This is a genomic window from Streptomyces sp. NBC_00513 (assembly GCF_041431415.1).
GTDB lineage: Bacteria > Actinomycetota > Actinomycetes > Streptomycetales > Streptomycetaceae > Streptomyces.
Genome location: NZ_CP107845.1, coordinates 5,041,776 through 5,055,736, shown reverse-complemented (window position 1 = coordinate 5,055,736; position 13,961 = coordinate 5,041,776). Strand labels below are relative to the sequence as shown.

At 72.2% G+C, this 13,961-nt stretch carries 14 protein-coding genes; 8 read left to right on the top strand and 6 right to left on the bottom strand.

Translation table 11 applies throughout. The features are described 5' to 3' along the window. Positions 1 to 79: 79 nt before the first annotated feature. Positions 80 to 838: a ferritin-like fold-containing protein gene (locus OHA84_RS23520; RefSeq protein WP_053680447.1), complete on the bottom strand. Its 759-nt coding sequence runs from the start codon at positions 836 to 838 to the stop codon at positions 80 to 82. A 451-nt stretch (positions 839 to 1,289) separates the two neighbouring features. On the opposite strand from OHA84_RS23520, the gene OHA84_RS23515 reads away from it, so the two are divergent. The 3 genes from OHA84_RS23515 (at position 1,290) to OHA84_RS23505 (ending at position 4,426) form a co-directional block, all read left to right on the top strand. Then, positions 1,290 to 3,206 (top strand): DEAD/DEAH box helicase, encoded by a 1,917-nt coding sequence (locus OHA84_RS23515; protein ID WP_266969897.1) that lies wholly within the window; start codon positions 1,290 to 1,292, stop codon positions 3,204 to 3,206. A gap of 90 nt (positions 3,207 to 3,296) precedes the next feature. Continuing rightward, a complete protein-coding gene (locus OHA84_RS23510; RefSeq protein ID WP_266969899.1) occupies positions 3,297 to 4,178 on the top strand; it encodes an alpha/beta fold hydrolase in 882 nt (293 codons plus the stop codon). A 95-nt stretch (positions 4,179 to 4,273) separates the two neighbouring features. After that, positions 4,274 to 4,426 carry a hypothetical protein gene (locus OHA84_RS23505; protein WP_199826569.1) on the top strand — a complete coding sequence of 51 codons (153 nt, stop codon included), beginning with the start codon at positions 4,274 to 4,276 and terminating at the stop codon, positions 4,424 to 4,426. A 127-nt stretch (positions 4,427 to 4,553) separates the two neighbouring features. On the opposite strand, the gene OHA84_RS23500 is transcribed toward OHA84_RS23505, so the two are convergent. The 4 genes from OHA84_RS23500 to OHA84_RS23485 form a co-directional block, all read right to left on the bottom strand. Then, entirely contained in the window at positions 4,554 to 5,159 is a 606-nt protein-coding gene (locus tag OHA84_RS23500) for a MarC family protein (protein ID WP_053680451.1), read from the bottom strand. 69 nt (positions 5,160 to 5,228) lie between these two features. Beyond that, positions 5,229 to 6,092 carry a PHP domain-containing protein gene (locus OHA84_RS23495; RefSeq protein WP_266969902.1) on the bottom strand — a complete coding sequence of 288 codons (864 nt, stop codon included), beginning with the start codon at positions 6,090 to 6,092 and terminating at the stop codon, positions 5,229 to 5,231. 91 nt (positions 6,093 to 6,183) lie between these two features. Next, positions 6,184 to 6,828 (bottom strand): DUF6758 family protein, encoded by a 645-nt coding sequence (locus OHA84_RS23490; protein WP_053680454.1) that lies wholly within the window; start codon positions 6,826 to 6,828, stop codon positions 6,184 to 6,186. An 84-nt stretch (positions 6,829 to 6,912) separates the two neighbouring features. Then, positions 6,913 to 7,497: a suppressor of fused domain protein gene (locus OHA84_RS23485; RefSeq protein ID WP_053680456.1), complete on the bottom strand. Its 585-nt coding sequence runs from the start codon at positions 7,495 to 7,497 to the stop codon at positions 6,913 to 6,915. A gap of 380 nt (positions 7,498 to 7,877) precedes the next feature. On the opposite strand from OHA84_RS23485, the gene OHA84_RS23480 reads away from it, so the two are divergent. Both OHA84_RS23480 and OHA84_RS23475 read left to right on the top strand, forming a co-directional pair. Then, the gene (locus tag OHA84_RS23480) at positions 7,878 to 8,993 is read left to right on the top strand and encodes a magnesium and cobalt transport protein CorA (protein WP_053680458.1); all 1,116 of its coding nucleotides are present in this window, start codon (positions 7,878 to 7,880) and stop codon (positions 8,991 to 8,993) included. A gap of 95 nt (positions 8,994 to 9,088) precedes the next feature. Next, entirely contained in the window at positions 9,089 to 9,601 is a 513-nt protein-coding gene (locus OHA84_RS23475; RefSeq protein ID WP_053680460.1) for a hypothetical protein, read from the top strand. A 53-nt stretch (positions 9,602 to 9,654) separates the two neighbouring features. Here OHA84_RS23475 and OHA84_RS23470 read toward each other — a convergent pair whose 3' ends face one another. Further along, a complete protein-coding gene (locus OHA84_RS23470; RefSeq protein ID WP_053680462.1) occupies positions 9,655 to 10,452 on the bottom strand; it encodes a hypothetical protein in 798 nt (265 codons plus the stop codon). A 244-nt stretch (positions 10,453 to 10,696) separates the two neighbouring features. Between OHA84_RS23470 and OHA84_RS23465 the strand changes: the two genes are divergently transcribed. From OHA84_RS23465 to OHA84_RS23455, 3 genes are all read left to right on the top strand, one after another. Then, entirely contained in the window at positions 10,697 to 11,968 is a 1,272-nt protein-coding gene (locus OHA84_RS23465; RefSeq protein WP_053680465.1) for a magnesium transporter MgtE N-terminal domain-containing protein, read from the top strand. 199 nt (positions 11,969 to 12,167) lie between these two features. Then, entirely contained in the window at positions 12,168 to 12,674 is a 507-nt protein-coding gene (locus tag OHA84_RS23460; protein WP_371591602.1) for a DUF1003 domain-containing protein, read from the top strand. 42 nt (positions 12,675 to 12,716) lie between these two features. Continuing rightward, a complete protein-coding gene (locus OHA84_RS23455; protein ID WP_199826570.1) occupies positions 12,717 to 13,883 on the top strand; it encodes an Mrp/NBP35 family ATP-binding protein in 1,167 nt (388 codons plus the stop codon). Positions 13,884 to 13,961: the final 78 nt, after the last annotated feature.

The following is a 13,961-nucleotide window of genomic DNA, read 5'->3' as shown; positions in this document are numbered from 1 at the left end:
ACACGGGTCGGCCCCGGCTCGGAGTGTCTCCGTGCCGGGGCCGCCGCGTGTCCACGTGGGCTCGATGCCCGCGTGGGGCTCAGGCCGCGAGGCCGAGGGCCGCCATCCGCTTGGTGTGCGCCTTGGTGATGCGGGTGAACATCTCGCCCACGGCCGCCAGGTCGAATCCGGCCGCCATCCCGTCGACGCCGCCGACCAGCATCGTGGAGAGCGCGTCGCGTTCCGCGACCACGCGCTGGGCCTGCGAGAGCGCCTCGCCCATCAGCCGGCGGGCCCACAGGGCGAGCCGTCCGCCGCAGCGGGGGTCGGCCTCGATCGCCGCGCGCACCTTCTCGACGGCGAAACCGCCGTGGCCCGTGTCGTCGAGCACACCGACGACGAGGGCGCGGGTGTCGGTGTCGAGGTGGGTGGCGACCTCGCGGTAGAAGTCGCTGGCGATGGAGTCGCCGACGTACGCCTTGACCAGGCCTTCCAGCCAGTCGGAGGGGGCGGTCTGGCGGTGGAAGTCGTCGACGCCCTTCGCGAAGGGCTCCATCGCCGCGGTGGGGTCGACGTCGATCGCCGCGAGCCGGTCGCGCAGCCGCTCGAAGTGGTGGAACTCGGCGGAGGCCATCTTCGCGAGCTCGGCCTTGTCGCCGAGGGTGGGCGCGAGCTTCGCGTCCTCGGCGAGGCGCTCGAACGCGGCGAGCTCTCCGTACGCCAGTGCGCCGAGGAGGTCCTCGACGGCGGCCCGGTACTGCGGCGAGGCGGAGGCCGTCGCCCAGTCCTGGGCGGCGATTCCGAGCGCCTCGACGGGCGTGCTGTCGTCGGCGGGAGATGCGTTTTCTACGGTCGACATGCTCCGCACAATAGCCCGCCTAAAGCCCGGTCAAGGCACGACCTATGGCCATCGACACTCCGCTTAAACGCGACTACCAGGTGAATTCACCCAACACACCTGCGCGAATCCGGGGTACAGTGGTAATGCGCCTGCCGAATCTCGGCGGGCCGTCCGAATGAGGATGCCCGGTCGGTGGCCCGATCGGCTCCAACCCGACCGCCCTCGATGTGGTGTGTGCGCTCATGCGTACCGCCCTGCACGAGGGGCCCCCTCAGCGGCAGAAGCGCTTGAGCGAAGGCTAGTGGTCCCGCGCAGCTTTGTACGTACGTCGTAGTACTGCAAGCCCGGCACGGTACGACCCCCATCGCCGCCTCGCGCCGCGTCTCACAGAAGAGGCAGCACCCTGACTACGTTCCGAGACCTCGGGATCTTTCCCGAGACGGCCGAGGCCCTTGAGGCCGTCGGCATCGTGTCCCCCTTCCCGATCCAGGAGATGACCCTTCCCGTCGCCCTTTCCGGCACGGACGTCATCGGCCAGGCGAAGACCGGTACCGGCAAGACGCTCGGTTTCGGCCTGCCGCTGCTGGAGCGGGTCGTCGTCCCCGCGGACGTCGAGGCCGGCCGGGCGACGCCCGCGCAGCTCACCGACGCCCCCCAGGCCCTCGTGGTGGTTCCGACCCGCGAGCTGTGCACCCAGGTCACCAACGACCTCCTGACCGCGGGCAAGGTCCGCAACGTGCGCGTCCTCGCCATATACGGCGGCCGCGCGTACGAGCCCCAGGTCGAGGCGCTCAAGAAGGGCGTCGACGTGATCGTCGGCACCCCGGGCCGCCTGCTGGACCTGGCCGGGCAGAAGAAGCTCGACCTCTCCCACGTCAAGGCCCTCGTTCTCGACGAGGCCGACGAGATGCTCGACCTGGGCTTCCTGCCCGACGTCGAGAGGATCATCAACTACCTGCCGCCGAAGCGTCAGACCATGCTGTTCTCGGCGACCATGCCGGGCGCGGTCATCGGACTGGCCCGCCGGTACATGACGCAGCCGACGCACATCCGCGCCACCTCCCCCGAGGGCGAGGGCGTGACCGTCGCCAACATCAAGCAGCACGTCTTCCGTGCGCACAACATGGACAAGCCGGAGCTCGTCTCCCGCATCCTGCAGGCCGAGGGCCGTGGCCTGGCCATGATCTTCTGCCGTACGAAGCGCACGGCGGCCGACATCGCCGAGCAGCTGGAGAAGCGCGGATTCGCGTCCGGCGCCGTCCACGGCGACCTGGGCCAGGGTGCGCGCGAGCAGGCCCTGCGCGCGTTCCGCAACGGCAAGGTCGACGTGCTCGTCTGCACCGACGTCGCCGCGCGCGGCATCGACGTCGAGGGCGTGACGCACGTCATCAACTACCAGGCGCCGGAGGACGAGAAGACCTTCCTGCACCGTGTGGGCCGCACCGGCCGCGCGGGCAACAAGGGCATCGCCGTCACGCTGGTCGACTGGGACGACATCCCGCGCTGGCAGCTGATCAACAAGGCGCTGGAGCTGGACTTCCACGACCCGGTCGAGACGTACTCCACGTCTGCGCACCTGTTCGTGGAGATGAACATCCCGGCCGGGACCAAGGGCACCCTGCCGCGCGCCGAGCGCGTGCGGGCCGGCCTGAAGGCCGAGAACCTCGAGGACCTGGGCGAGACCGGTGGCCGCGGTGGCCGTGGCGGTCGCGGCGCTGCTGCCGCCGCCGCCCCGGTGGCCGAGGAGCGTCCCGCCCGGACCCGCACCCCGCGTCAGCGTCGTCGGACCCGCGGTGGCAGCGAGCAGGCCGCCGAGGCCGTGGCCGTGGCCACCGCGGTGGCCGCCGTGACCCCGGTCGCCGAGGCGCCCGAGGCCCCGGCCGTCGACGAGCCGCGCAGGCCGCGTCGTCGCCGGACCCGCGCGTCGGCCCCGGCCTCCGTGGTCGAGTCCGCCGTGGTGGCCGCCCCGGTCGAGGCGCCGGCCCCGGAGCCCGACTTCCAGATGGCCCCGCTCGTGGAGCCCCCGGTCAAGGCGCGCCGCACCCGGCCGCGCAAGGTCGCGGCGGCCCCGGTCGTCGCCGAGGCCGTGGCCATCGCCGCCCAGGCCGCCGCCGTCGAGGCTCCGGTGGTCGTGGCCACCGCGGTCGAGGAGGCCCCGGTCAAGGTGCGCCGGACCCGCACTCGCAAGGTGGCGGAGCCCGCTCCGGTCGCCGAGGTCGTCGTCGAGGCCGAGGAGGCCCCGGTGAAGCCGAAGCGCACCCGTGCCCGCAAGGCCACCGCGGTCGCCCCGGACGCCTCGGACGCCGTGGTCGACGCCGAGGAGGCGCCGGTCAAGCCGAAGCGCACGCGTACCCGCAAGGCCGTGGCGCAGACCCCCGAGGCCTGAGCCACCCGCGTACGAGGACGGCCCCGACCCCCTTCGAGGGGGTCGGGGCCGTCCTCGTCTCCGGGCGTACGGGCCGGTAGCCTCGGGCCCATGAGCAAGCCACCGCGCCTCACCCTGCCACCGGCGGCCCGTGCGTACCGCCTGACGACCTCGCGCGGCGCTTTCGCCGTGCACGAGGCGGGGGAGCCGCTGCGCGGCACCGCCCTGCTGGTTCCCGGGTACACGGGGAGCAAGGAGGACTTCATCGGGCTGCTGGAGCCGCTGGCCGATGCCGGCTTCCGGGTGGTGGCGGTCGACGGCCGCGGTCAGCACGAGAGCCCCGGCCCGCGCGAGGAGTCCGCGTACGCGCTGGAGGAGCTGGCCGGGGACGTGCTGGCCCAGGCGGCGGCCGTGTCCGGCGTCGACGGGGGCCCGATCCACCTGGTGGGTCACTCGCTGGGCGGCCTGATCGCCCGCGCCGCCGTACTGCGCGACCACACCCCCTTCGCCTCCCTGACCCTGATGAGCAGCGGTCCGGCGGCGATCTCGGAGGCACAGCAGGAGCGTACGAAGCTGCTGGTGGCGGCTCTGGAGTCGCTGCGGGGGGTCCCGCCCGTGGAATGCATGTCGGTGGTGTGGGCGGCGATGCGGGCCCAGGATCCGGTGGACGCGCCGGTCGATGGCCCCGAGCTGACGGAGTTCCTGCGCGGGCGGTGGCTGGCGACCGAGCCGGAGCAGTTGATCGCCGCGGGTCGGGTGCTGATGTCGGAGCCGGACCGGGTGGCCGAGCTGGCGGCGGTGCCGCTGCGCATGCTCGTGCTGTCGGGAGTGGTGGACGACGCGTGGCCTGTGCCGCTGATGGACTCCATGGCGGAACGTCTGGGTGCGTCCCGAGTGATCGTGAAGGGCGCGGAGCACTCCCCCAACGCCGAGAACCCGCAGGTCACGGCCGATGCGCTGGCGGACTTCTGGAGCGCTGCGGCGCCCGAATAGTTAGCCAGTGAAAAAATTTCCTTAGCGTAGGGAATGTTTGCCGCTTACACTTCGTTAACCCTGTGCAAGGAGAACACCGACGAAGGGAGAAGCCCGTGCGCTTCGAGATTCTGCGCCTGGACGATGTCGACGGATCCGCCGTGGACAGCACCGTCGTGGACGCGGCCTCCGTCAACCGGATCGTGCAGCAGGCCGCGTCTGTCGGCCAGCGCATTCTGATCCGACCGGCCGAGACGGCGTCCTCCTGACCCACCTGACGCGAGCCGCCTGACAGCCGCCGCGTGTATGGACACCAATGCCCCGCACCGATCCGGTGCGGGGCATTCGCATGTGTGTCGCCGGGTCCGCCGTGGCGTCGAGGGGCCTCGTCCGCGATCAGGAGGTGTGCACGACCTGGAGGACGCCGTTGATGATCTGCTGGACCGCGATGGCGGAGAGCATCATGCCGGCGAGCCGCGTCACCAGGACGACCCCGCCGTCCTTGATGACCCGGATGATCACCAGCGAGTAGCGCATGGTGATCCACAGCACCACGTGCATGGCGACGATCGCCGCCCAGACGGAGACCTGACCGCTGAAGCCGTCCGCCTTCTGCACGGCGAGGATGACCGACACGATCGCGCCCGGCCCGGCCAGCAGGGGCATGCCGAGCGGGACCAGGGCGACGTTCACGTCCTTGGTCTGCTTGGGCTCGTCGGTCTTGCCGGTGAGCAGGTCGAGGGCGATGAGCAGGAGCAGCAGACCGCCGGCGATCATCAACGCCGGAACGGACACGTGCAGGTAGTCCAGGATCTGCTGGCCGCAGAGACCGAAGACGGCGATGACGCCGAAGGCCACGCAGACGGCCTGCCAGGCCATGCGGCGCTGCACCTTCGCGGGGCGCCCGGAGGTCAGGGCGAGGAAGATCGGCGTGATCCCCGGGGGGTCCATAATCACAAAAAGGGTGAGAAAAAGGGATCCGAAGACGGCGAAATCAAACACAGTGATGCCTTGCAGGAGAGAGGTGTGAAGCAAGAGGGGAGTGCGGGGCGGGCGAGGAGCCGGTCCTCGTTACGCGACCCGTCCGCCGGCGCCGGGCACGGGGAACGCCCCGGTGGAGCGGCGCGTGATCTCGCCGTAGATCTCGGGGTCGGTGGTGTACTCGCCGAGGCGACAGGACTTGCGGGTGCCGTGGTAGTCGCTGGACCCCGTGGTCAGCAGGCCCAGGTCCGCGGCCAGTGCGCGCAGTCGGGCCCGGGTGTCCGCGTCGTGGTCCATGTGGTCCACCTCGATGCCGTCCAGCCCGGCGTCCGCCAGGGCCGCGATGGCGGCCTCGGGGACGACCCGCCCGCGCTTGACCGCGGCGGGGTGCGCGAAGACGGTGACCCCGCCGGCGGCCTTGACGAGGCGGACGGCGTCGAAGGGGTCCAGCTCGTGCTTGCCGGCGTAGGCGCGACCGCCGTCGGCGAGCCAGTCCGCGGTGAACGCGTCGGACACGGTGGGCACGACACCCAGGTCCACCATGGCGGTGGCGATGTGCGGACGCCCCACGGAACCGTCGCCCGCGATGCGGGAGACCCGCTCCCAGGTGATGTCCACGCCGAGGTCCCGCAGCTTGCCGATCATGGCCTGCGCGCGGGGGGTGCGGTCGTCGCGGACCAGCTCCCGCTCACGGGCGAACTCGGGCTCCTCGGGATCGAAGAGGTACGCGAGCATGTGCATGCCGACGCCGTCGAGTCGGCAGCTGAGTTCCGCCCCGGTGACGAGGGTGAGGCCGGCCGGCACGTGGGCGACGGCCTCGGCGTATCCCCCGACGGTGTCGTGGTCGGTCAGCGCGACCACGTCGAGCCCGGCGGCGGCCGCGTTGCGGACCAGCTCGGCGGGGGTGTCCGTGCCGTCGGATGCCGTGGAGTGGGCGTGCAGGTCGATGCGCACAGCCGTGCTCCATGGTTCTCGTACGGACGGGGGGACACTCCAGAATACCCAGCCCCGCGAGCCCCACGGCCCCACCGCACGGCGGGGACGGTCAGGACGGGCCGAGGATCCGGGGGCTCAGGGCGCCACAGGGAAGGAGTTCGACCTCGGCGCCCGCGTCGCGCAGATCCGTCAGGACCAGCTCGTCGTACATCAGCAGCCCCGACTGTTCGGGCCAGACGATCGCCCACAGCCACAGCCCGCGCGCCTCGCCGGCGAAGACGGCGCGGTCGTCCGGGGTGCCGGTGACGTGCCACAGCGGTGTCGGCCGGCCGGCGGCGACGACCTTGGCGTGCGGCGCACCGGAGACGTCCATGTGGGGGCCCGGGTCGGGCGCGTCGATCCCCGCGTACCGGGCGCCGAGTCCGACGCCCAGCTCCTCGGCGATCAGCAGCAGCTCTCCGATGCCGCCCAGGGGCCCGGGGCCCGAGCAGGCCACGGCGGTGGCCCGGCCCCCGCTGCGGTCGTCACCGGCGGCCGCGACCCCGGTGAACAGCCACCCGACCGGCAGCGGCCACGGCATCCAGACCGGCACCTGCGCCCGGTGGACGACCACGCCCAGGCCCTCGACGCTCGGCGGGATGACGGGCTGCAGGGGATGGACGGCGCCGTGTACCGCGCACTGCCAGGAGTCGGCGAAAAGGCCGGGTGCGCGGACCCGGCCACCGCACTTCGGGCAACTCGGTTCGCCCCTCATAGGAAGCACGCTCCTCCCCGCCCGGCGCCCCGTCAAGACGCGATCACCCGTCCGGATCCCATCCGTACCCGCAACCGGCGGCGCTCAGTCCAGTACGACGGCGCTACGCAGAGGGTCCCGCAGATCCGTGCCGCGCGCGAGCCAGCGCTCCTGGAGCGCGGCGGCGCCGTGCACCCGCTTCCAGGCGGCCTCGTTCGCCGTCATCGGGAGCAGGGGCAGGAAGTGCACGGGGTCCATGGGCTCGTCCAGTTCCAGGTCGGGCACCAGCCCGCCCGGTTCCGCGACCAGCACCGAGGTGAACGGCGCCCCCTCCCAGAGCGGTTCGCCCACGTCCAGCGAGGCCCCGGGGGCGACGATCAGGCCCTCGACGACGGGGGACGCACCGAGTACGGCGAGCGGTCGCAACAGCCGGTCGGTGGGGGCGAGGCCGCCGCGGACGGTCAGCACCAGTTCGGCGCGCGGACCGCGCACCGGGTCGGCGACCACGGCGGTGGGGTCGGTCATCGGGTGGGCGGACATGCCGAGGGTCGCGTAGCGCAGGAGGTCGCCCTCCACGAAGCGCAGGACCTCGATGCGATCGGTGCCCAGGAAGGTGACGGCGGCGCGGGCGTCGGGTTCACCGAACGCGGTCCGCAGCCGGGCCTCCACAAGAGCCAGAATTTCTGCCATGGAGCGAGCATAGAACTCGTATCCCCCGGGTAAAGGGCGGGTCTTGACCATCCGTCGGCTGCTAGTGTTGACAGCTGGTTCGGCCCGCGTGCAGAAGCATCGTTTCAAGGGCCGGACGACAGGACGTCCCCCACGGGGGACCGGCCGGAGGAGGTGGGGCTGCAATGGATCGAAGTCGATCGTGCAGTACCAATCGCTCTTCCACTTTCAGGCCGGGCGCCTCCCGCCCCCTGTGATCTTCCGATCAGTAGAAGAGCGACGGCAGAACTTTGTCCTCTCCGTCCTTCTCCTTCCGCCTGCCGGGGCCTGCCCGCCCGCTCGCAGCCGCGGAGGGTCTCCCACCCGTACGGTCCGCAGCCGTGCGCGCGAAGGAGCCTGCCATGTCGATGCTGCCCTACCTCCGTGCCGCCGTCCGTCCCGCCCTGCGCCGGTCCGCCTCCGCGCAGCCCGGCTACGACACCACCCGTGACCCGTCCGCGAGCAGCGCGGTGGTCGACTGCGCCGTGTACCGCGACGGCCGGCGCGCACCCGGGCCGGGTTGTCTGACGCCCCGTGAGGCGATCCGTCGGGTCCGTGAGGACGGCGGGTTCGCCTGGATCGGCCTGCACGAGCCGACCGAGTCCGAGTTCGCGGGGATCGCCGCCACCTTCGGACTGCACCCGCTCGCCGTGGAGGACGCGGTGCACGCGCACCAGCGGCCGAAGCTGGAGCGCTACGACGACACCCTCTTCACCGTCTTCAAGACGATCCACTACGTCGACCACGCCCAACTGACCTCGACCAGCGAGGTGGTGGAGACGGGCGAGGTGATGTGCTTCACCGGCCCCGACTTCGTCATCACCGTCCGGCACGGCGGCCAGGGCTCCCTCAAGGGCCTGCGACACCGCCTCCAGGACGACCCCGACCTGCTGGCCCGGGGGCCTTCGGCCGTGTTGCACTCCATCGCCGACCACGTGGTCGACGGGTACATCGCGGTCGCGGCGGCCGTCCAGGACGACATCGACGAGGTGGAGAGCGAGGTCTTCGCCGCGCCCGCCAAGGGCGCCACGCGCGGCGGCGACGCGGGCCGCATCTACCAGCTCAAGCGCGAGGTGCTGGAGTTCAAGCGGGCGGTCGCCCCGCTGCTGCGCCCCATGGAGCTGTTGAGCGAGCGCCCGATGCGGCTGGTGGACCCGGACATCCAGAAGTACTTCCGCGACGTCGCGGACCACCTGGCGCGGGTGCACGAGCAGGTCGTCGGTTTCGACGAGCTGCTGAACTCGATCCTCCAGGCCAACCTCGCGCAGGCGACCGTCGCCCAGAACGAGGACATGCGCAAGATCACCTCCTGGGCGGCGATCATCGCCGTGCCCACGATGATCTGCGGGGTGTACGGCATGAACTTCGCCCACATGCCGGAACTCCAGTGGAAGTACGGCTACCCGATGGTGATGGTCACCATCGTCGGGACCTGCCTCACCATCCACCGGGCCCTCAGACGCCACGGCTGGCTGTAGGGGATGTCCTGTCGATCGGGCCCGGACACGACGAGCCCGGCCCGACCGACAGGACACCGCCCTGCGAACCGACCGCGGCCGGCTACGCTGGCCCCATGACTCTCAGCGCGTTCGATCTGGCCCTCGTCGAGGAGGCCGGCAAGAAGTCCGGACTGATCTGGGTCCGCGGCTCCGGGACCGATCGGGCCCTGTGGCACGCCTGGGTCGACGGCGCCGCCCACGTGCTCGGCGACGGGCCCGGGGAGCAGCCGTTCCCGGGGCTCGCGGACGGCTCGACGGCCGAGGTCACCGTGCGCAGCAAGGACAAGGGCGGCCGGCTCGTCGCGTGGACGGCCACCGTGCGGGAACTCCCGCCGCGCGGCGAGGAGTGGCAGGCCGCGGTGGCCGAGCTGAAGGGCAAGCGGCTGAACGCCCCCGACTCCGAGCTGATGACGGAGCGGTGGGCGCGGGAGTGCCGGCTGCTGCGCCTGGAGCCCGAGGCCGTACGGGACGCGCTGCCGGGCGGGTCGCTGGCCGCGGCCCCGCTGCCCTCCCCCGCGACGACCCGCCGGGCCATCCCGGCGGGGCTGCCGAAGCTGCTGCTGAAGCGGCGCAGGGCCGCGCGCTGATCCTCGGGCCGTGACGGGCCCGGCCCGCCGGGGATGAGCCCTCGGGCCGCCGGTCAGCCGCCGGGGTTGGAGCCCTGGCCCGCGCTGCCGCTCGGGCTCGGCTTGACGCCGCCCTGGTTCCTGGTCGTGGGCAGCTGGGACCCGTAGTCGACCGTCTGGTCCTTCGCGGGGGGATCCAGCGGGAAGGCCTGGCCCCAGTCCGCGAGCTCCACCCGGCCGGCGCCGCCCGCGCGTTCCATGAGCAGCGGGTAGGGGGTGCCGTCGAGGGACACCGAGAGGCGGCCGCCCTTGCCCCCGTCGGCCAGGAGCGGGACCACGCGGGCCTGCCCGACCTTGCTGTACGGGCTCTTGGTGAGCTTGCCGTCGAGGCCGAGCAGCCCGTCGAGCAGGACGCCCATGTCGGTGAAGCCGCGGAACTGCTTGTAGGTGGGGTCGCTCTCGGGCACCTTCACGAACTTGTCGCCGAGCTTGCCGGCCGAGTCGGACTCGCCCCAGAAGGCCGCGCTGGCCTTCAGGTAGAGCTGCTCCCCGACGCGCAGCACCTGGAATGTGTCCTCCTGGGACTTCACCTCGCCGGTGCCGCCGTCGGACTTGAGGCGCATGTCGAGGGTGAAGGACTTGCCGCCGCTGACCAGGGTGCCGGACAGGTGCACCGAGGAGGCGGCGGTGGCCGCCGTCCGCGCCTGCGCCTCGATCTTGTCGGCGGAGAGCTTGCCGACCCCGTTGGTCCCCTTGTCGGGATCCTCGCCACCGCCGCCGCCGCAGCCCGTGACGGAGACGGCGAGGCCCGCGCACAGGACGCCGGCGACGGCGGCCCGGCGCAGCCGTGCGACAGGGAGGTTGGCGGTCACGGGCGGGTGCCTCTCGGTGGTTCCTCTGGGGGCGACAGGCAGCGTACCCGCCCGGGCCTCGCGGCCCGCGCCCGCGTCCGGAGAGGGGTGCGGGGGCCCCGCGGGGCGGCCCCCGCACGGCTCGGACAGGTGCGCCAACCCCGGCCGGACGGCCCCACCAGGACGCTGACCGGCGGCACGGGCTAGCCTGAGGCTCGGCACGAGTCTTGATCGACGGTTGGTTCACGCTCTAGGAGGCGCTCGGATGGCTGCAGGCGCCCCGCGGATCTTCGTCTCGCATCTGTCGGGTGTGCCCGTCTTCGATCCCAACGGCGATCAGGTCGGCCGCGTCCGCGACATCGTCGCCATGCTGCGCGTCGGCGGTCGCCCGCCGCGGCTGCTGGGCCTGGTGGTCGAGGTCGTCAGCCGGCGTCGGATCTTCCTGCCGATGACCCGGGTGACGGGCGTGGAGTCCGGACAGGTCATCACCACCGGTGTCATCAACATGCGGCGCTTCGAGCAGCGGCCCACCGAGCGACTGGTGCTCGGCGAGCTGCTGGACCGCCGGGTGACGCTGGTCGCCGGCGGCGAGGAGGTCACCGTCCTGGACGTGGCCATCCAGCAGTTGCCGGCCCGCCGGGACTGGGAGATCGACCGGATCTTCGTGCGCAAGGGCAAGGCGGGCGCGCTGCGCCGGCGCGGCGAGACCCTCACGGTGGAGTGGTCCGCGGTCAGCGGGTTCTCGTTGGAGGAGCACGGGCAGGGCGCCGAGAGCCTGGTGGCGACCTTCGAGCAGATGCGACCGGCCGACTTGGCGAACGTACTGCACCACCTGACGCCGAAGCGTCGCGCCGAGGTCGCCAGCGCCCTCGATGACGACCGGCTCGCGGACGTCATGGAGGAGCTGCCCGAGGACGACCAGGTGGAGATCCTCGGCAAGCTGAAGGAGGAGCGCGCGGCCGATGTCCTGGAGGCGATGGACCCCGACGACGCGGCCGACCTGCTCTCCGAGCTGCCCGAGGACGACAAGGAGCGGCTGCTGACGCTGATGCAGCCGGACGACGCGGCCGATGTGCGCCGCCTGCTGTCCTACGAGGAGAACACCGCCGGCGGTCTGATGACCACCGAGCCGATCGTGCTGCGGCCGGACGCCACGGTCGCCGACGCGCTGGCCCGGGTACGGCAGGCGGACCTGTCGCCGGCGCTGGCGGCGCAGGTGTACGTCTGCCGGCCGCCGGACGAGACGCCCACGGGCAAGTACCTGGGCACGGTGCACTTCCAGCGGCTGCTGCGGGACCCGCCGTTCACCCTGGTCAGCTCGATCGTGGACACGGACCTGCCGCCGCTGCGGCCGGACTCCTCGCTGCCCGCCGTGACCACGCACCTGGCCGCCTACAACATGGTCGCGGTGCCGGTGGTCGACGAGAGCGGGTCGCTGCTGGGCGCGGTGACCGTCGACGACGTGCTCGACCACCTGCTGCCGGACGACTGGCGGGAGACGGACTTCCATTCCGAGGAGGCCGTGAGTGGCCACTGAGCGGGGGCGTGGCGATCGAAGCCGCGGCGCCGGCGCCCCGCGCGGCGACGCCGCGCGCAAGCAGCGGCGAGAGCGGCGCGACCATGCCCGCGAGGGCCTGTCGGACCGGCTGGAGGAGGCGGCGGAGCGGCTGCGGGCCGACCGACCGGAGCGTTCCGCCGACCGGTCCAAGGGGAGCGCCCCGTCCGGGGCGAGCGCGCTGACGCGTTCGCGCGTCCGGCTGGACCAGCCGCGTGCGGCGCGCCGCCGACTGTTGCCCGAGTACGACCCGGAGGCCTTCGGAAGGCTCTCGGAGCGGGTCGCGCGGTTCCTGGGCACGGGCCGGTTCATCGTCTGGATGACGATCGTCATCATCGCCTGGGTGCTGTGGAACATCTTCGCGCCCGGGCACCTGCGGTGGGACGAGTACCCGTTCATCTTCCTGACGCTGATGCTGTCGCTCCAGGCCTCGTACGCGGCCCCGTTGATCCTGCTCGCGCAGAACCGGCAGGACGACCGGGACCGGGTCAACCTGGAGCAGGACCGCAAGCAGAACGAGCGGTCCATCGCCGACACCGAGTACCTGACGCGGGAGATCGCCTCGCTGCGCATGGGCATGGGCGAGGTCGCCACGCGCGACTGGATCAGGTCGGAGTTCCAGGACCTGATCAAGGAGATGGACGAACGGCGGCTGCTGGCCCCCGAACGTGACGAAGGCGACCGCTGACGGGCTTACCGGCGGCGTGCCGGCGAGCCGTACCATCGGGACATGGCTACCGACACAAGCTCCGCCGACGCCGCCGTGCCCGAGCAGGACGCGATCCTGGACGCGCTGGCGACGGTGAACGACCCCGAGATCCACCGGCCGATCACCGAGCTCGGCATGGTCAAATCGGTGGAGATCGGCGACGGCGGCGCGGTCGCCGTCACCGTCTACCTGACGGTGTCGGGCTGCCCCATGCGCGAGACCATCACCAAGAACGTCACCGAGGCCGTCGAGCGCGTCCCCGGTGTCACCTCCGTCGCCGTCACCCTCGACGTGATGAGCGACGAGCAGCGCAAGGACCTCGCGAACACGCTGCGCGGCGGCACCGCCGAGCGCGAGGTGCCCTTCGCCAAGCCGGGCTCGCTGACCCGTGTGTACGCGGTCGCGTCCGGCAAGGGCGGCGTCGGCAAGTCCTCGGTGACGGTGAACCTCGCCGCCGCGATGGCGGCGGACGGTCTGAAGGTCGGCGTGGTGGACGCGGACATCTACGGCCACAGCGTGCCGCGCATGCTCGGCGTGGACGGGCGCCCCACCCAGGTCGAGAACATGATCATGCCGCCCTCCGCGCACGGCGTGAAGGTGATCTCCATCGGCATGTTCACCCCGGGCAACGCGCCGGTGGTCTGGCGCGGTCCGATGCTGCACCGCGCGCTCCAGCAGTTCCTGGCGGACGTGTTCTGGGGCGACCTGGACGTCCTGCTGCTCGACCTGCCGCCGGGCACCGGTGACATCGCGATCTCGGTGGCCCAGCTGGTGCCGAACGCCGAGATCCTCGTGGTGACCACCCCGCAGCAGGCCGCCGCCGAGGTGGCCGAGCGGGCCGGTTCGATCGCCGTGCAGACCCACCAGAAGATCGTCGGTGTCGTCGAGAACATGTCGGGCCTGCCGTGCCCGCACTGCGACGAGATGGTGGACGTCTTCGGCTCGGGCGGTGGGCAGAGGGTCGCCGACGGGCTGACGAAGACGGTCGGCGCCTCGGTACCGGTGCTGGGCTCGATCCCGATCGACGTCCGGCTGCGCGAGGGCGGCGACGAGGGCAAGCCCGTCGTCCTGTCCGACCCCGACTCCCCCGCCGGCGCGGCCCTGCGCGCCATCGCCGGCAAGCTCGGCGGCCGGGCCCGCGGCCTCTCGGGCATGTCGCTGGGGATCACCCCGCGCAACAAGTTCTAGCGCTCGCCCGAGAGCACGAAACGGGGGAGGGCACCGCCGGTCGGCGGTGCCCTCCCCCGTTTCCGTCACCCGTCCCCG

What these genes read in the sequence shown, in the direction of transcription:
- OHA84_RS23520 (WP_053680447.1), bottom strand. Translation starts at nt 838, where the DNA reads ATGTCGACCGTAGAAAACGCATCTCCCGCCGACGACAGCACGCCCGTC.
- OHA84_RS23510 (WP_266969899.1), top strand. Translation starts at nt 3,297, where the DNA reads ATGAGCAAGCCACCGCGCCTCACCCTGCCACCGGCGGCCCGTGCGTAC.
- OHA84_RS23490 (WP_053680454.1), bottom strand. Translation starts at nt 6,828, where the DNA reads ATGAGGGGCGAACCGAGTTGCCCGAAGTGCGGTGGCCGGGTCCGCGCA.
- OHA84_RS23485 (WP_053680456.1), bottom strand. Translation starts at nt 7,497, where the DNA reads ATGGCAGAAATTCTGGCTCTTGTGGAGGCCCGGCTGCGGACCGCGTTC.
- OHA84_RS23480 (WP_053680458.1), top strand. Translation starts at nt 7,878, where the DNA reads ATGTCGATGCTGCCCTACCTCCGTGCCGCCGTCCGTCCCGCCCTGCGC.
- OHA84_RS23475 (WP_053680460.1), top strand. Translation starts at nt 9,089, where the DNA reads ATGACTCTCAGCGCGTTCGATCTGGCCCTCGTCGAGGAGGCCGGCAAG.
- OHA84_RS23465 (WP_053680465.1), top strand. Translation starts at nt 10,697, where the DNA reads ATGGCTGCAGGCGCCCCGCGGATCTTCGTCTCGCATCTGTCGGGTGTG.
- OHA84_RS23455 (WP_199826570.1), top strand. Translation starts at nt 12,717, where the DNA reads ATGGCTACCGACACAAGCTCCGCCGACGCCGCCGTGCCCGAGCAGGAC.